At 43.9% G+C, this 17,406-nt stretch carries 18 protein-coding genes; 3 read left to right on the top strand and 15 right to left on the bottom strand.

Annotated elements, in window-relative coordinates; genetic code table 11:
* Nucleotide 1: 1 nt before the first annotated feature.
* The 7 genes from grpE to gpr all read right to left on the bottom strand — a co-directional run bounded on the left by grpE (nt 2) and on the right by gpr (nt 7,605).
* Nucleotides 2-598: a nucleotide exchange factor GrpE gene (grpE, locus tag EV213_RS13595; RefSeq protein WP_133581091.1), complete on the bottom strand. Its 597-nt coding sequence runs from the start codon at nt 596-598 to the stop codon at nt 2-4.
* Nucleotides 599-618: 20 nt separating this feature from the next.
* Nucleotides 619-1,653: a heat-inducible transcriptional repressor HrcA gene (gene hrcA, locus EV213_RS13590; RefSeq protein ID WP_133581090.1), complete on the bottom strand. Its 1,035-nt coding sequence runs from the start codon at nt 1,651-1,653 to the stop codon at nt 619-621.
* 113 nt (nt 1,654-1,766) lie between these two features.
* Nucleotides 1,767-2,915 (bottom strand): radical SAM family heme chaperone HemW, encoded by a 1,149-nt coding sequence (hemW, locus tag EV213_RS13585; RefSeq protein WP_133581089.1) that lies wholly within the window; start codon nt 2,913-2,915, stop codon nt 1,767-1,769.
* An 80-nt stretch (nt 2,916-2,995) separates the two neighbouring features.
* Nucleotides 2,996-4,831: a translation elongation factor 4 gene (lepA, locus tag EV213_RS13580; protein ID WP_133581088.1), complete on the bottom strand. Its 1,836-nt coding sequence runs from the start codon at nt 4,829-4,831 to the stop codon at nt 2,996-2,998.
* Nucleotides 4,832-4,891: 60 nt separating this feature from the next.
* Nucleotides 4,892-5,221 (bottom strand): DUF3679 domain-containing protein, encoded by a 330-nt coding sequence (locus EV213_RS13575; RefSeq protein WP_133581087.1) that lies wholly within the window; start codon nt 5,219-5,221, stop codon nt 4,892-4,894.
* Nucleotides 5,218-6,351 (bottom strand): stage II sporulation protein P, encoded by a 1,134-nt coding sequence (gene spoIIP, locus EV213_RS13570; protein WP_133581109.1) that lies wholly within the window; start codon nt 6,349-6,351, stop codon nt 5,218-5,220. Before spoIIP ends, EV213_RS13575 begins: the two co-directional genes overlap by 4 nt.
* A 117-nt stretch (nt 6,352-6,468) precedes the next feature.
* Nucleotides 6,469-7,605: a GPR endopeptidase gene (gpr, locus tag EV213_RS13565; RefSeq protein ID WP_133581086.1), complete on the bottom strand. Its 1,137-nt coding sequence runs from the start codon at nt 7,603-7,605 to the stop codon at nt 6,469-6,471.
* Between the two features lie 127 nt (nt 7,606-7,732).
* Between gpr and rpsT the strand changes: the two genes are divergently transcribed.
* Nucleotides 7,733-7,999: a 30S ribosomal protein S20 gene (rpsT, locus tag EV213_RS13560; RefSeq protein ID WP_166639312.1), complete on the top strand. Its 267-nt coding sequence runs from the start codon at nt 7,733-7,735 to the stop codon at nt 7,997-7,999.
* A gap of 150 nt (nt 8,000-8,149) precedes the next feature.
* Here the strand turns inward: rpsT and holA are convergent, their stop codons facing one another.
* A complete protein-coding gene (gene holA, locus EV213_RS13555; protein ID WP_166639311.1) occupies nt 8,150-9,142 on the bottom strand; it encodes a DNA polymerase III subunit delta in 993 nt (330 codons plus the stop codon).
* 343 nt (nt 9,143-9,485) lie between these two features.
* Here holA and EV213_RS13550 point away from each other — a divergent pair, with 343 nt between their 5' ends.
* Nucleotides 9,486-9,620 carry a YqzM family protein gene (locus EV213_RS13550; protein ID WP_133581083.1) on the top strand — a complete coding sequence of 45 codons (135 nt, stop codon included), beginning with the start codon at nt 9,486-9,488 and terminating at the stop codon, nt 9,618-9,620.
* Nucleotides 9,621-9,922: 302 nt separating this feature from the next.
* Here the strand turns inward: EV213_RS13550 and EV213_RS13545 are convergent, their stop codons facing one another.
* Both EV213_RS13545 and EV213_RS13540 read right to left on the bottom strand, forming a co-directional pair.
* On the bottom strand, nt 9,923-12,145 hold the full coding sequence (locus tag EV213_RS13545) for a DNA internalization-related competence protein ComEC/Rec2 (protein ID WP_133581082.1): 2,223 nt from the start codon (nt 12,143-12,145) through the stop codon (nt 9,923-9,925).
* On the bottom strand, nt 12,138-12,731 hold the full coding sequence (locus EV213_RS13540; protein WP_133581081.1) for a helix-hairpin-helix domain-containing protein: 594 nt from the start codon (nt 12,729-12,731) through the stop codon (nt 12,138-12,140). The genes EV213_RS13545 and EV213_RS13540 overlap by 8 nt, the downstream gene beginning before the upstream one ends.
* Before the next feature lie 322 nt (nt 12,732-13,053).
* On the opposite strand from EV213_RS13540, the gene comER reads away from it, so the two are divergent.
* Nucleotides 13,054-13,875, top strand: coding sequence for a late competence protein ComER (gene comER, locus EV213_RS13535; RefSeq protein ID WP_133581080.1), 822 nt, complete (start codon nt 13,054-13,056; stop codon nt 13,873-13,875).
* A 916-nt stretch (nt 13,876-14,791) separates the two neighbouring features.
* On the opposite strand, the gene EV213_RS13530 is transcribed toward comER, so the two are convergent.
* The 5 genes from EV213_RS13530 to yhbY are packed head-to-tail and all read right to left on the bottom strand — an operon-like array spanning nt 14,792 to nt 17,402.
* A complete protein-coding gene (locus EV213_RS13530; protein ID WP_133581079.1) occupies nt 14,792-15,532 on the bottom strand; it encodes a class I SAM-dependent DNA methyltransferase in 741 nt (246 codons plus the stop codon).
* A gap of 16 nt (nt 15,533-15,548) precedes the next feature.
* On the bottom strand, nt 15,549-15,923 hold the full coding sequence (gene rsfS / locus EV213_RS13525) for a ribosome silencing factor (protein ID WP_133581078.1): 375 nt from the start codon (nt 15,921-15,923) through the stop codon (nt 15,549-15,551).
* Between the two features lie 51 nt (nt 15,924-15,974).
* On the bottom strand, nt 15,975-16,550 hold the full coding sequence (yqeK, locus tag EV213_RS13520) for a bis(5'-nucleosyl)-tetraphosphatase (symmetrical) YqeK (protein ID WP_133581077.1): 576 nt from the start codon (nt 16,548-16,550) through the stop codon (nt 15,975-15,977).
* Nucleotides 16,537-17,109 carry a nicotinate-nucleotide adenylyltransferase gene (locus tag EV213_RS13515; protein ID WP_133581076.1) on the bottom strand — a complete coding sequence of 191 codons (573 nt, stop codon included), beginning with the start codon at nt 17,107-17,109 and terminating at the stop codon, nt 16,537-16,539. Before EV213_RS13515 ends, yqeK begins: the two co-directional genes overlap by 14 nt.
* Entirely contained in the window at nt 17,106-17,402 is a 297-nt protein-coding gene (yhbY, locus tag EV213_RS13510) for a ribosome assembly RNA-binding protein YhbY (protein WP_133581075.1), read from the bottom strand. Before yhbY ends, EV213_RS13515 begins: the two co-directional genes overlap by 4 nt.
* Nucleotides 17,403-17,406: the final 4 nt, after the last annotated feature.

Below are 17,406 nucleotides of genomic sequence, written 5' to 3'. Positions count from 1 at the left end.
ACTATTCGTTTACTTTCACCATAGACGGGCGTAAAACCCGGTCTTTGAGCATATACCCTTTTTGGAATTCCTCAACCACTTGATTCGAAGGTACCCCTTCTTCAGACACTTGCATGACAGCCTGATGAAACGTCGGATCAAATGATTCGCCAACAGCTGCAATCACAGTCACGCCTTCCTTTTCTAGCGCCTGTTTGATTTGCTGGTGAACCATTTCAACACCCTTTAATACCGTCGTCACATCGGCGGATTCTGCATCGACCGCCAAGGCACGCTCAAAATTATCAAGCGCAGGCAATAACTCCGTGACAATGCCTTGTGCACGATATTTTTCACGAGCAGCTGTTTCATTACGTTCTCTTCGACGATGGTTATCATAGTCTGCTTGAACGCGTAACAAACGTTGCTCAGCCTCCTGAAGCTTTTCCTGGAGAGCAGCTACTTCAGCGGAAGACTCATCGGCTTCTAGAATTTCTACGTCGACATCCTGTTCGCCTTCGTCGCCACGATCCTCAAGAGTCGTGTCTTTTTCTTCAGGCGCCTCGGCCGTGTCCTCTGTCACGTTTTCTTCATGCTTGTTCGATTGCTTCTGTTCCATTGTAGGCACCTCCGGTCAAATTAATTCAAATCGTCGTTAAAGCGATGCAAATCGGCAGATAAATACGTAAGCAGGCTGATCACTCGACCGTACTCCATACGCGTCGGACCAAGCAAGGCCAACGTACCTGTTTTCTTACCATCTAGAGTAAAGGTTGCTGTGATTAAGCTGCAATTTGCCATCTCAATTAAGCTGTTTTCTTTGCCAATCTTCACTCGAATGCCATCGCCTAATTCATTAGGCTGCTTCATAAGGTCATACAAAGGTTGTTCTTTTTCAATGACGGAATACAACCCGTGAAGCTTACGAATGTCATGAAAATCCGGCTGCGATAAAATGTTTTCTTTGCCGCTGAAGAAAAGCTTCGCGTGCTGCGGTAGACCAAACAAATTTCCGACCAATTCATACAGCTGCGAGGATTGCTTCAAATGGTGCATCAAAATTCGGTCCATTTCTTTCGCAATATACTCATTCAATTGGCGGATTGGCACACCCCGAAGCCTATCATTCAGCATTCGGACGAGCATTTCTAAATCGTCTGCAGAAACAGATTTCGGAATGGCAATGGTTCGGTGCTCAACAAAGCCTGTTTCTGTAACAAGGATGACCACCGCCATTTGATCTGATACCGGAATGAATTGAATTTGTTTTAAAGAGGCATCAAACAGTTCAGGGCTTAATACAATCGACGTGTAATTCGTCATTGAAGATAGAATATTTGCCGCTTCCTGAATCAGCTTTTCAAATTCAATCATTTGCTGACTAAACAGCATATGGAGCTTCTCAACTTCTTTTTTTTCTAACACACTTGGGCTCACGAGATGATCAACATAAAAGCGGTAGCCTCGCTCAGACGGAACACGTCCTGAGGAACTATGTGTTTTCTCAATGTAGCCTTTTTCCTCTAGCTCGGCCATTTCATTTCGAATGGTCGCCGAACTAAATGCAATTTTGCCTGACTTCGCCAATGAACTAGAACCTACCGGCAAAGCAGTTTCGATATAATCTTCGATGATGACCTGCAATATAGACAGCTGTCGCTCAGTAAGGTCCATGCTAGAAATCACCTCTGTTAGCACTCTGTAGTGCCGAGTGCTAATTCTATTAATAACCTACCAAAACGAGAAGCAAATTGTCAATGAAGATGATCGAAAACATTCCAATTACATCAGTTCACCTCTAGACCTAAAAAAGCTTGAAACACTTCGTTGCCGAGCGGACGACCCAATTCAGTCAACCGTAACTGTCCATCTTCTTCGCTTAACAGCTCTTTTGTTTTTAACTGTTGAATGGTTTCCATAAACGCTTTCGGTAGCGGCATTCCAAACTTCTTTACGAAATGGGGAAGTGAAACACCATCATTTTTACGTAACCCTAAAAACAATTCTTCCTCCATTTTTTCCTGCGTCGTTACAAGATGATGTTCAAGATGTGGCTGGCCAGCCTCTACTGCATCAATGTATTTCCCGATCGGTCTTGTGTTCACCGTTCTATATCCATCAATGTACCCGTGAGCGCCTGCGCCTGCGCCGATGTACTCCTCATTGTCCCAATACGTAAGATTATGTTTGCTTTCAAAGCCAGGACGAGCAAAATTGCTTATTTCATACTGCATTAACCCCTCGTTTTGCATGTGTACGATCAGGGATTCATACATTTTGGCGTCCTCATCCTCAACAGGCAATGGAAGGCGACCCCGCTTATGCAGATTATAAAACACTGTTTTTGGTTCGATAATTAATGAATAAGCGGATACATGCTCAATACCCAATGACGTCGCTCTTTTCAAGGAGTTCTCCCAATCCGCTTGCGTTTGCCCCGGCAGACCAAACATCAAGTCGACGGAAAGGTTTGTAAATCCTACATTTCGGGCGATAGGAATCACTTGATCGAGCGTATCGGGTCCATGCGTACGTCCAAGACGTTCAAGCAGTTCAGACTGAAACGCTTGCTGACCTATGCTTAACCGATTCGCTCCCCCTTGCTTTAAAAGCTCAAGTGTCGGTTGGTTAAGGTCATTGGGGTTGGCCTCAATTGTGTATTCAAGCTCGTCGGAAGCCAACGGCAGCAATGTTTTCTCAATAAAACGCAGCAGCTTACTTAGCTGTTCATGATTCAGGGCGGTTGGCGTCCCTCCACCGATAAAAATAGATTGTATTCCTTCTAGTTGGGGATGTTTGTCTAACGTAAGCTCCACTTCCCGCTCCAACGCTTGCAAATACCGATCAACAGGCTGATTCTCAATAAACACCTTACTAAAATCACAGTAATGGCAAATCTGTTCACAAAAAGGGATATGCAGATAAATAGCTTTCATTTCGCTTCCCCTCCTAGGAAAACGTGCAAACGTCACGGAAAAACCGCAAGCGTTAGCCCGCGGTTCCTTCGCATATGCATTTATTTTGAACCACCGTCATCGTCCATTTTCAATACCGCCATAAAGGCTTCTTGCGGCACTTCAACCGAACCGACTATTTTCATACGTTTTTTACCTTCTTTTTGCTTTTCAAGCAACTTTCGTTTACGAGAAATATCGCCACCATAACATTTGGCAAGTACGTTTTTACGCATTGCCTTTATCGTAGAGCGGGAAATAATCTTTTGCCCTATAGCTGCTTGGACCGGCACTTCGAATTGTTGGCGCGGAATGAGTTCCTTCAGCTTCTCTACAATTTGCTTGCCTCGATGATACGACTGATCCCTATGCACAATAAACGACAGGGCATCCACCTTTTCGGCGTTCAATAAAATATCCATTTTCACAAGATTTGAAGAGCGATTGCCGATTGGCTCATAATCAAAGGACGCATACCCTTTTGTGCTCGATTTAAGTTGATCGAAAAAATCGTATACGATCTCCGAAAGCGGCATCTCATAGACGACATTCACTCGATTGTCATCAAGGTATTGCATATCCTTAAACTCACCGCGTTTCGTCTGGCAAATATCCATGACCGAACCGACATAATCGTTTGGAACCATGATGCTTGATTTAACATAAGGTTCCTTCACATCGTTAATTTTTTGACTATCCGGCATGTTGGATGGATTATCAATCTCAAGAATGCTTCCATCCGTTTTTTCAACAGTATAGATAACGCTTGGTGCAGTCGTAATTAGATCAATGTTAAATTCGCGCTCAATACGTTCTTGAATGATTTCCATATGCAGGAGTCCTAAAAATCCACAACGATAGCCAAACCCAAGTGCTTGCGAGGTTTCCGGCTCGTATTGCAATGAGGCATCATTTAGCTCTAGTCGCTCTAATGCTTCACGTAAGTCATTGTATTTCGCAGTATCGATTGGATAAAGACCACAAAACACCATTGGTTTTAGCTTTCGGTAGCCAGGAAGTGGGGTCTCCGCAGGATTAGCAGTACTTGTGATCGTGTCCCCCACTCTTGTATCGCCAACATTTTTTATGGCGGCTGTTAGAAAACCTACGTCTCCTACGGTCAGTTCTTTTTTAGCAACTGGCTTCGGTGTAAACACACCTACTTCGCTAACTTCAAAATCCTTTCCCGTTGCCATCATACGTATTTTGTCCCCGGGCTTTACTGTACCTTCAACGACACGGATGTATGCAATCACACCGCGGTAAGGATCGTAGAGGGAATCAAAAATTAACGCTTTTAAGGAGGCATCAGGATCGCCTTCTGGTGGTGGAACAAGTTCAACGACTTGCTCTAGAATTTCTTCAATGCCAATCCCCGCCTTTGCTGAAGCAAGCACAGCTTGTGAGGCGTCGAGGCCGATCACGTCTTCAATTTCCTGCTTGACGCGTTCAGGCTCTGCACTCGGGAGATCGATTTTATTCACGACGGGAAGTATTTCTAGATTGTTATCAAGTGCCAAATAGACGTTGGCAAGGGTTTGTGCTTCGATCCCTTGAGCAGCGTCTACTACGAGAATGGCTCCTTCACATGCTGCCAAGCTTCGCGACACTTCGTATGTAAAATCAACATGTCCTGGCGTATCAATCAAATGAAAAATATATTCTTCTCCGTCTTTTGCTTGATAAGTCAATTGTACTGAGTTTAATTTAATGGTGATTCCACGCTCGCGCTCTAAATCCATAGCATCGAGCATTTGTTCTTTCATTTCACGCTGTGTGAGCGCACTCGTCTTTTCCAAAATGCGATCGGCCAACGTCGATTTCCCGTGATCGATATGCGCAATAATGGAGAAGTTCCGAATTCGCTTTTGTCGTTCAAGTCTACGTTCTCTACTCATAAAGCTCATCAACTCCTACCAATGTGAACAAGGTACACTGCAACTGATTATAGCAAAGTGTTATGTTCCTGTCACGAGGCGAAGCAAGCGATTCACTGTTTGATAAAATACCTCTCCCGTCTTAGCACCAACCGAGGAGAGGAAGTTTTCTGTCTGCATCGCCTCAAACTGCTCTTGCTTTTGTTCTAATCGTTCTTGATCCCATTTCTCTCCTAGAACGACCGCATTCCATTCTTTGTCGCTCTCGGTCCATGCCAAGGCTTCATGGAACGATGAGTCATCGTACCCCTTAATCGTGTTCATTCCGTCATTTGACAGTTGCATACCGTACAAAACACTGATAAATAACAAGAGCAGCAGTCCAATGGTTTTTAGAAAAAATCGCTTCATTCAGACGTACCTCCTTCCGTATTGACCTTCTCAGCTTCCCAGTAATAATCTGCAAATACGTCCGCAATGGCCTCAGCCGTCCGATACAATTCTTCACTCGTATTGTCCACACCACCAAATTCAATTAAGATGGCGTTTGGCGATAGATCTTGATTGAATTTTCCATTCGTCCCAGGCCCTTGTTTCTTTGTAATGCCTCGACTTAACCCTGGATAATCTGCCTCTAAGCGCTGATTTAACTCCTTGGCTAATGCAAGATTCTCTTCATATCGTGCATGTTCTCCTCCAATGACAAACACAGTCCGCGCGTAGGCCTTGTTGTTTATCGTCACCGTCGTATCCTTTTTCCTGAGCGCATCACGGTGAAGATCAAAAAAGAACGTCAGATCATCGTTGTTTGCTATCGCTTCTTTGACTACTGGTTTGGAAAAATCATAGGACTGTGCGTACGTTGCATCATTGGCGAGAAGCTGACCAGTGATGTCCTCCGTGTTCACAGCGGTTCCTATACCACGTTTTTCAAGTGCTTCTCCTAGCTTTTTCCCAACCAGCGTAATATTCGCCTCTGTATGAAACGCCTCATTCGGGTTTGTCACATCAGGAAGCATTGGCAGAAATGATTCACGCGAGTGTGTATGATAAATGTAAACGACATCCCGATCTCCGGTTGTTTGTAGTGGGGGTGATAAAGAGGGACCTTCTTCCCCTTTAAGAGCAAGAGCAGAAGCTTCTCTCTCCTTTTCTAATACTTCCAACGGTGGCGCCGATTCTATTGGCAGTGTTGTGTAGTCTGTCCCTTCACCAGCAACGATAATATCGCCATCAAAGGTCGTAAATCCTGGCAATTCTTTTCCTAAAAGCGTTCGATGATCCTCCGGCTGAAGCGTTGAAATCGCTTGGAGGGTCAAATGTTGGACGTTTGGTGGCGGCGTTGGGGTCGCTTGCGAGAAATAGTGATTTTCCATAGCGAGCATATGCACAAGGCCAGCTCCTGAGAAAGGAGCGAGATAGTCTTGCAGCGGCTTCGCATTCATTCGCCATTCCGATTGCACGGCAGTTAGTGCGCCGGCAAGACTAACAAATCCCCAAAAGCTTAAAAGCAGCAGTGCCATCCACCTTCTGCCGAACATCGTTACCGATGGTGTGTGTGACTTTACTGGCACTCTCTCGTCCCTCCCAAGGTAGCATGTCTTATACTAAACTCTATGAGAGGGATTAGAAGAGTAGAACAGTAACCTCTATCAACTCTATTGTCTGTAAGATGCGAGATTGCTTTGTGTGATCGCTTCATGGAGGGCAGCGTTTAGTCCATTGGCAAGGACCTCTGCGGTATCTTGCAAAAATGCGTCCACTTCTTTAGGCGTGACCATTAAATTATGTCCCATCGGAGCAAGCACTTCATAGATGAGCTTTCGTTTTTCTTGCTCATTTAACTGACCTACAATGCCCATATACACCCCGCGCTGTTCTTCGTCAGGCAAATCATTTTGTGAGAGCTCTCGTTTCTCTCCAAATGACATGGATGCAGGCGCAAGGCTTCTCCTTGGCGTCCCTCCTTCCTTTTGCTCCTTTCCGAAATGCTTTAAAACAAAATCAATCGTATCGCTCGCAATTGTCACAGCATCGACGACTGTAGGAACACCAATCGAAATCACCGGAATTCCAAGCGTCTCTTTGCTAATTTCTTTCCGTTTGTTTCCGACCCCAGATCCAGGATGGATGCCCGTGTCCGACATTTGAATCGTTGCGTTCACACGCTCAATTGAACTTGCTGCTAAGGCATCAATGGCCAATACGAAGTCGGGTTTTGTTTTCTCCAAAACGCCGAGGATGATGTCACTGGTTTCAATGCCTGTCAGCCCCATCACACCTGGCGTCAAGGCGCTCACTGACCGAAAGCCTTCGGACACACGCTCTGGCTGCAGCTCAAATAAATGCTGTGTGACAAGAATTTGCTCCATCACTAAGGGGCCAAGTGCATCTGGCGTTACCTGCTTGTTTCCAAGACCGATCATCATACACGATGCATTCTCAGCAATGCCGCAGGATGAAAGAAAGGCAGCTAGCGTCTTTGCGAAAACTTCTTCTACGTGCTGCTTATGTTCTGCATCCTGCGTACGTAACCCCATCGTTTCAAGCGTAATGTAAGTGCCCGGTTTTTTCCCCGTCCATTCTTCACCTTCTTTTGTAATGACGACCGTCGTTTCTTTAATGCCATCGAGCTCCCTTGACGTTGACGTGACACCTTTTCTAGTTGATGTCGTTTCTTTTTTCTGCGAACGTTCAGTTGCCTCCAGTGCCAAGTCCGTTCTCACCTGATATGCTGACAAATCAATCTCTTCCACAGGCTCGCCTCCTTTTTTATTCAGTCTGCCCAGCCACATTTTTGTTCATTCGTGCAATTCCTTCTCTAACTCCATGATGAACATATTGCATAGTTGCAACGGTTTTGATAGAATTACCTATGGTTCAAGCACTGGAATGAACAGTGTCTATAAGGAGGTGAACGGTATGCCAAATATTAAATCTGCAATCAAACGTGTAAAAACGACTGAAAATCGTCGTACACGCAACATCGCATTCAAATCGTCAATGCGTACAGCTGTGAAAAAGTTTGAAACGTCTGTTGCTGACAAGAATGTTGAGCTAGCAACACAGCTTTATTCTGAGGCTTCAAAGCAGCTTGATAAAGCGGCGCAACGTAACATTATTCACAAAAATACGGCAGGCCGCCAAAAATCACGTTTAGCGAAACAGTTAAACAGTTTGTCTGCATAACAAACAAATAAAACAGCCTGGTCTTTTAAAAGACCAGGCTGTTTTTATTTTTGTGTCGTATCCGTCTTTCAACGATCGCCGCACGTAAATTACCGTCATAGCATGTAATGTCGATTAGGGAACACAGTGTCATTTTTTTAAATGGTACGATTAGCGGGAGCTATACTGAAGAAGAAACAATTCAAAACCTAACACTTTATCAACACGACCACTTTTCATTTGCACATCTAGCTGCCCAAGGTCAAAGAGCATTTTGGAAAGGTCGAGTGATGATGATTTTAATTGTGTGCTTAATACCTTTACTCTGTATGGGTGGAGTTTGAGCCGTTTTGCCACTTGCGCTTGTCCATAGCCCTTTTTTAACAGCCCGTCTATTTGATGCATCGCACGCACCTGACTTGCTAACAATAAAAGCAACTTGAGTGGATCCTCCTTTTGACGAAGCAGGTCGTGATAACGCAACATGGCGGAGTCTGTTTTTTTTTGCTGAAGATCATCCATGAGAGCAAACACATTTTGATCCAATGTTCGTGGAACAAGCTCGTCAACCATCGAAGCTTCAATCGTCCCTTCTGCATACAGGGAAAGCTTTCGAATCTCTTCTCTCAGCATTCGTAAAGAAGGACCCACCCGTTCAAGGAGAACTTTTCTTGCGTCAACTGTAATCAAAGCTTCATCTTTTTGTGCCGTTTTTTCGACCCATTGATGCAACTCCTGCTCCGAAAGTTCCGTGGCATGTTTTATCACTGCTGTTTGTTTAAGTTGCTTTACGATTTTTTTCCGTTCGTCTAACTTTGGGTAAGCTGCCCTGAACACTAGATAGGTAAACGGCGCTGGGTTATGTAAATAAGGCAACAGTATGTCCACATTTTGTTCAACGGCACCTCGTGGCTTAGTCCCTGTTAAAAAATATGGATTAGTCACCAAAACAACTTTACTTTCTTTCAAAAAAGGCAGTGTCTCAGCATCCTCCAAAATTTCATGAAGGGGCGTTTCCTCTCCGTCATAAAGAGAGATATCAAATGGAGATGGGTCATCTCCTACGGCTTTTTTTACAAGCTCCTTTTGGAATTCATCTATAAGGTACGGTTCTTCTCCGTATAATACAAATATACGATTTTCCTTGCCGCTCACAAACGTCACGTCCTTCTCCTCACATTCTAAAATTATCGTAGCAGGACGTCACTAAAAAAGCTACAGTAAGGAATTGTACCCAAGGATGCAGCGTGCTTTTACACTTTAGGTGTAGAGATTGATAAAGTATAGGGAGGAAGGCTGTAATGGACTCCCTCCCCTTTATTTAAACATTCCTATTTGAAGACCTAGGAAGCTTCAATGGAATGAGAACAGAGCAACCGGCTGTTCAATTAATATAACCTTGCATGGTTGAAGTATGGGTGTTAAGTCCTGTCAAATGAGGGGGCTCGTTTTTTCATGGATTTTCTGTTAAAAAACCTTTATACTACCGTTAAGGGAGGTTGCCATAATGAACGAATTTGAAAAAAGTGTCCAAAGCAAACGCAATGATTTTATTGATGCTGGCGTAGGCTTTGCTGTTTCCTTTGGTTTTTTCGCAACCATTTTCATCATTGGCATGGTTGTTCAAATTATTGGATCTTAAAAACGAACCATTGGTGAGGGAAAAGTAGCATTTGCTGTTTCAGAGTGAAGACAAAGCAAGGATCAATGTCAGGCTTGTCATGTTCAGGCTGAGTGTAAACGTTTGTTTATCGAGGCAAGGAACTGCCTTAGGGCATGACTTGTGACGAGACAAAGCATTAATGAAAGCAAGCGTTGTCAACAGCCTGGAGCAGCATTTCGCTGCTTTTTTTATTTTTCAAGTCAGTACGCTTTCTGTACGGTGCGCCTTATAAAACAGCATACGACATCCTATGCCCGTGCGCCTGAAACGTGCGTAGGTGACTAGCGGAACTGAATAACAATGCTTCCTTCCAAGTCTGTTCGCCGAACGACTACTTCGGCTGATTTTAATCGATTGAGGACAATGGGGTGTGGATGACCAAATTGGTTGTTTCTGCCTGCAGAAATCAATGCAAGGGTTGGGTTCACTTCCTCCAAAAACGATACTGATGTCGATGTTTCACTCCCATGATGAGCGATTTTTAGAATATCTGCCTTTAGGTCCTTCTCTTTTACTAATTGCGTTTCCCGATCCTCTTCAATATCCCCTGTAAAAAGCCATGCCTTCTTCCCAAGCATTGTTTTTATCACTATCGATTGGCTATTTCTTGATAATGTCTCTTTCGTAGACATAAAAATGTCAAATGAATACCCGCCTTGGGTAATCTGCATGTGATCCGTTGCCTCGACGAGTTGAATGCCTTTTGTTTGTGCTACGTTCACAACCTCCTGAACAGCGGCAGAGTCTAGGTTTTTCCCTTTGCCCATAAGAATGCGTTGTACTGAATTTGCATGAAGGAGTGCAGAAACCCCTCCTACATGATCCAAATCGCCATGAGATACAATCATCCAATCGACTCGACGAATCCCCCGCGATTTAAGATACGGTCCTACGATATCCTCTCCCGGATCAAAATGTGGTGAAAACACCCCACCTGCATCAATAACCAATACCCCTTTGCGATGAGGCAATTCAATGACAATACTGTCTCCTTGACCAACATCTAGCATTGTGACACGACCTAGCGGAGAAAGCTGAAACATAAAATAATGGGAGCTAAAAACAAGAACGAAGGGGAGGAAAAACAAAAGAACTCTACGCTGAAAACGATACCTTTCAACGCCTATTAGCAAAATAACAACACTGATCATCTCCAAACAGACGACCCATAATGGCGCCCTACCGTACAACATCGTTCCCGGTGCTGCTGTATCCATATATAGCAAACCGGCATGCATGACGTCTAATCCAGTTCCAAGGAAAGACCCAAGCAGAGCTGCGAATGCGGGAGAAACGAAAGAAAGAAGAAATAAAAAGAGGCAACCTGGCAACAAAATAGCTGTATACAATGGGACAAATATGACGTTCCAGAGTGGGCTCCAAATGGACAGCTCATAAAAATGATACAAAACGATTGGCCCACCAACGAGCTGAGCAATTGTGGAAATGAGCAATGACTGGTTAAACCAATGAGAGGACACCGTTTGCAATAAGTTTAACGAAAATAAGAGTCCATACGTCACGAGAAATGACAACTGAAAGGAGACACTTTGCAAAACGTAAGGGGAAAAAGCAAGCATGCACATAAAAGCGATGGACAATGCCTCAACACTTGAAAGCTTTTGTTTTAGAAGGAAGAACCAGCAGATCACAAGACCTACTTTAATAACGGAGCGGACGACCGGAGGATCTGCCCCAGTGGCGATCGCATAGCTAGGAAGAAAAGCCAACAAAAGCCACATGGCAGTGTTTCGAGAAAAAAATCGTGTGAGTAGTATAAAGAGGATCATGCAGAGGACAGCCACATGCAAACCTGAAATCGAGAGCAGGTGACTAATGCCAAAACGGTTGTAAACGTCGGTTAGTTCTTCTGGCATGGATGAACGATCACCTAGTAACAACGCCTTAGCAAATGGAGACAGCGAAGGAGGGAAAGTCTTCTCTATTTGGGAAAGCGCCCGTTGTCTTGTTTCGTACACAAGCGTCAGAGGACTTCTTTCAGGTGGAAAGCAATGGAGAGTGCTGGTCTTCACTTCCGCCAGCCAATGGATATGCTGTCGATATAAATACGCACTATAGTCAAAGCTGTTTGGCACTGTACTCTTCGGAGGCTTTTTTAGCGTTGCATTCATTTCACACCGCATACTGCGAGTCAATGGCTTCGCAAGACCTTCCGCCTTGGCCATAACTACCTCGCCCTTTACTGTTTTAAATGCGAATCTTATGCTTCCACTCTCACTCGTTTCAGGAAATGAAGAAACAGTGCCTTGAAAATGCTCCTGCGCTGGATCAATCACCGTGATGTTCGTAGCGTCCGTATGCCATGCCAGCGCATAGAAAACAGCAAACACACAGAAAGGCAGCCAAAAGATTTTTTTACTCCACATCAATAAGACACTTACGCATACAGCGATTGCCCATGCTGCACTCACATCGTCTAGCCCACCCCAACAGCCTACGCATGCAAAATACGCCAACACAGTGAGACGACCGTGGTTATTCACCTGCGCCTATCGCCTCTATAATCTTCTCGTAGGTTTTTTCACCGATCCCTGACACATCTTTTAATTCTTCAATTGATGAAAAAGACCCTTTTTCATCACGATAAGCAAGAATCGCCTCTGCTTTTTTTGGCCCTATACCAGGCCACTCCTCCATCGCAATGACGTCTGCCTCGTTTAAGATGTTCAATACGGGGTCGAAGACTTGCCCTCCGGTTTTTCCAATCTCACCAGAACTCTCTTTGCCTGGAATGACGATGACAAGCTCATCCTCAAGCCGTTTGGCAAGATTAACACTTCCGGTGGACGCTTCTTCTGTAAGACCTCCAGCCTTCTCGATCGCATCCTTTACCCTCTGTTTAGCTGTTAACTGATAAATGCCAGGTTGCTTAACCGCACCTTTCACATCGACAACAACCTGACCGGGCTCTTTGATCGCATGCTCTTCAGAGGTGTCCGTGCTCCAGTCCCCTATTTGATCCACAGATTGTGTCTGCTTCAACAACGGCGTTTTTATGACAAAGAGAATCGCAACAACGACCAGAACGGCCAGAACAGCAGCAACTGTTTTCCATTTCTTTTTAATCATAAGCTCATTTCACCTCTACCTAGAAAATTTTCATCAACTAGGGTGTGTCTGAGAACTTAGAAGGGAGCAGATGTTGCCGAATTATCGTTCCAAGCAAGGCGCTTTTTCGCAGTCGTACCGGGCGTACGTCAAGAAAAAGGAACGCAGGTGGGAACGAAAAGACGGTGACAGATGCCTCTGACCGAGTTTTAAGACACGCCCTAAAAAGCACAACTGTGAATTAGAGGAAATAACGTATAGTCGTGAACGACGACGCATAGGTTGGTTTGTAAAGCATTCATCTCGACGATGAAAGCTACAGAGTCATTGAGGAGGTGCATACATGAAACTAGGATTTATTGGGACAGGAAATATGGGGAGCGCACTCATACAGGCATTTGTGGAAAGCAATGCCGTCTGGCCAGAAAATGTGCACATAATGAATAGATCCACTGATAAAGCCTTACAGCTAAAAGAACGGATACGTGGAATCCATGTGGAAGAAACCTCAGAATCGGTTATTCAAAAAACGGATGTTCACTTTATTTGTGTCAAACCATTGGATATGCTTCAGGTGATACGAGACATCACACCCTTTCTGCGACCAACATCCATTTTAATTTCAATTACAAGCCCTGTATCAACTGCCGATATCGAAGAAATTGTCCCATGCTCTGTTGCAAGAGTGATCCCGAGCATTACAAACCGAGCGTGTGCTGGTCTCTCGCTTGTCACCTATGGTGAGCGATGTGACAACCGTGCCAAGGAAAAACTCAAACGTTTGCTGCAGCACATTTCTCAGCCCGTCTGTATTGAAGAAAATGTCACAAGGGTTTCATCAGATATCGCTTGCTGTGGACCTGCGTTTATTAGCTTTTTGCTTCAGAAGATGTGTACCGCAGCAGTAGAAGAAACAGAGATTACAAAAGAGGAAGCCGTGAAGCTGACGACTAGTATGATTATTGGGCTGGGGAAGTTGCTTGAGGAAAATGTGTATACGTTAGAAACCTTGCAAGAAAAAGTGACTGTAAAAGGCGGCATTACTGGCGTTGCTTTAGAAGCTTTAGAGGAAGGTGTAGGCGATACATTTTCAGAGGTTTTTCGAAGAACACACGAGAAGTATGCTGTGGAAAAAGCGCACATTTCAAAAGAAAAAGTAAAGTAGTGCGTTTTGTATTATACATTCTCTCTTTTAACAAGAAATCCTTTTTTTATTTTTGATTACTCAACTTTCGCAGTAAAAACTAATTCACCTGCATTTTATTGTTGTGGTTGCTTTTTATACAAGCTGCCGTGCGCTCGCTTTCACCCTAAAGGGTACAAGGGCAACATCGATTCGAAAGGATCTCATCGTGTTTTTTTGCCGCTGGAGTCTCGCTAGTGGCTGCTTTTAATAATCAGCATTTATGATTTAAATACAATTCAAAAAAGACTCTTTTAGTGATTAAGGGGTAGATGTCAGTTTCATTATTGAAAGACGACCTTTTAGAAATACAGGATTGTGAGCACTGGCATCATTCGGTCAATTGATCTATATCACTTCGCGTCAACTCAAGCTCAGCCAGTGTTGTAGATGATTTTTGCTCTGCGCAAGTTATCTAAACATATGTCCACCGCTGCATCAACATTGCACTAGGTGATGTAACTTTACAGAAAAGATGTACTTACTTATCTTGTTTGGTAAGCAATCACGATTTAACACGCTTTCTTACTCGTTATACGAGACCCGAACAAATAAAGAAATTACGCAGAAACAAACATCAGCGTAGTCAAAATACGCAGACTCCTGCGGCAAAGAAAACACGACGAGGTCTTCTCGAGTCGATGTTGCACTTGTACCCGTAGGGTGTAACAGCGCGAGCTGAAGATCCGCTCGGAAAGCTTGCTTTTCGAGGAAGCTGAAGCCGTGCCCGCGGAATGCGAAGTATTTTGACGAAGCGGTTTATGCTTTACTAACGCAAAAAAAAAACTCCAGAACAGATTCATGTATTGTTCGGAGTTTTATAAGGATAAATTAGTTATGTCCTAGCCTCTTTACAGAAATTGCATGCGCTTTTTGCAGGGCTCTCAAAATTGGAGACTTATTTTTTTCGACAGAGAAAAAGCCAACGTTCAGCCTCTTCTAATGGGATCGTTTCGTCAAAATCGCCAATGCATTGCTCAAGAGAAAGACCACTTTCATGGATACATTCCATAATCGCATCCATCGGAAAGGCCTGTTGCTCATGAACCTCTTCAAATCGCTCGCAAAGATTGTCATCATCAATGGAAACGAAAAAGGTAATTTCATGATCGACTCGGGCTTCACCTTCGCCTTTGAATGTGTTCCAAATATAGGACACCTCGTCACTCGCATAAGCATACGTACCTTCTTCAATAAAAGCATCCATTTTCTTAAGCGAATGCACATCAAACAACAGCCACCCATGATCTTCAAGGTGGCGTGCTGCAGCGGTTAATGTTGCTTTCCAATCCATTAGGTCGTGAAGGTAATTTAATGAATCACATAGGATGGTGATGCCATCAAACTGAGCTCCTATGTCAAGAGATCGCATATCTTGACATACGAGCATTGGCGTTTGTCCAGTATCCGATGCCAAACGATCACGTGCGACGGTCAACATATCCTCTGATAGGTCAACACATGTCACCTCATGACCTTCGTCCAAAAGCAATTTAGCAAATTTACCTGTCCCAGCAGCCACTTCAAGAAGCCGTGCAGGCTTTCCACCGGTTTGTTTCTGAACGGCCTGGAACCATTTGTCATATGGGGCATCCTTCATAAGGATGTCATATACGTAAGCGAATTGTTCATAACTCATTCACTTCGCCTCGTTTCTATCTATACGCTGTCTGCGTAGGCTCTAAAAAAGAATCTATATTCACATAGGATGCATCGCCCCAAAGCTTTTCAAGCTGGTAATGATGACGCTCTTCACTATGGAAAATATGGCAGACGACATCTCCAAGATCAACAAGCACCCATCGGGCATGGTCATACCCTTCAATTCGATGCACTTGCAATCCATCACCAAGTGCCTTTTCACGAATTCCTGAGGCGATGGCTTGCACTTGTTTCTCTGAATTTCCGTGGCATATTAAAAAATAGTCAGCGACCAATGAGATGCCTTTCATGTTGAGAACAACAATTTCATGGGCTTTTTTATCATCTGCCGCTTGCACGGAAAGCTGTAATAATTGAGTTTCTGTCAAAGAACAAATCCCCTTTCACTGCTTTAGTAGTTTTACCGTTTCCTTCTTATCTTACACTTTCGATTTGCGTTGAAACAGGACATCGTTATAAGCAAAAAAAGTATCTGGAACAACGGTTTGATGGGTATTTACAAGCATCGTAATCGTATTCGCCATCGCTTTAATAATGGCTGCATCCAATGATTTTTCTGCCAAATCGCGCACATCATCGACTCCATCGAATTTGCGATTAGGCTCGATATAATCAGCTAAAAAAATAATTTTTTCTAGCGTCGTCATCCCTTGACGCCCCGTCGTATGGTATCGGATGGCGTATAGAACACGATCGTCCTCAATCGCAAACTGTGTTCTGACAAGGTCCGCACCAACAACAGCATGCCATGTATTATGATGAAAATGCAACAGATCATGACCGATATTGTGATCGAGCATATATTGTTTTTGTTCATCTGGTGGTATGCATTTTGCACAATCATGCAACATTGCGGCAAAAGCCGTCTTGTCTTTGTCTTCAGAATAACGTTCGGCAAGCTCGACCGCTGTTTCTACAACACCGAGAGTATGTGTCATTCGAGCCTCGGTTAATTTAGGTGCGACAAAAGCTTCTGCCTGTTTAAGGCTGTACATACAAATCATGCTCCTTTATATAGGTCAACACATCCTCATCAAGAAGGTAGGCGATAGGCTTGAGTTCTGAAAGTCTATTCCTTAGCCATGTTGATGACAGCTCAATTTCTGGAGTATCGACGATGGTTAAAGGAAATTTTGATTGGAGTGAATACCCTGGACGTTTCGCTGCAATAAATGAGATTTGTGACATAAGGTCATCAATATCCTTCCACAAATGCAATCCTTCGACCATATCCGCTCCAATAATGAACGAAAAATGGACATCTGGGTAAGCGTTTTGGAGTGCAGCAACTGTATCTACAGTATATGATAGCGCTTCTGTAAATTCGATTGAGCACAGTCGAAATCGCTGATTTCCTTGAATCGCCTTTTCCAGCATGGCACACCGGTGCACACCAGACGTTAGACTGCGCGTCTTTTTGTGCGGTGGATCTTGAGCTGGAACAAACCAAATTTCGTCAAGCTGACAGGCGACAAGGACCTCCTGTGCCAGGATAAGATGACCAATATGTGGAGGATCAAACGTGCCTCCTAAAAGTCCTACTTTTTTATTCATGGCAATTGAATTGTTGGCTCATTTTCAGATGGCTTGTACAACACAACAATATGACCAATGGTCTGAATTAATTCCGCACCCGTTTTCTGCTGCAACAATTCTCCCGCTTCTTTTGCGTCAACATCAGCATTTCGCAATACGTTTACCTTAATAAGCTCTCTTGCTTCAAGAGCAAAGTTAATTTGCTTTGCCATCTCATCTGTGACACCCTGCTTTCCGACTTGAAAGATCGGATTCAAATGGTGTGCTTTGCTTTTTAAAAAGCGTTTTTGTCTATTTGTTAATGATTGCATTATT

The organism is Aureibacillus halotolerans (genome assembly GCF_004363045.1).
In the GTDB taxonomy this organism is placed as follows: domain Bacteria; phylum Bacillota; class Bacilli; order Bacillales; family DSM-28697; genus Aureibacillus; species Aureibacillus halotolerans.
The sequence above is the reverse complement of the archived record's forward strand: the minus strand, read 5'-3'. Positions and strand labels throughout refer to the sequence as shown.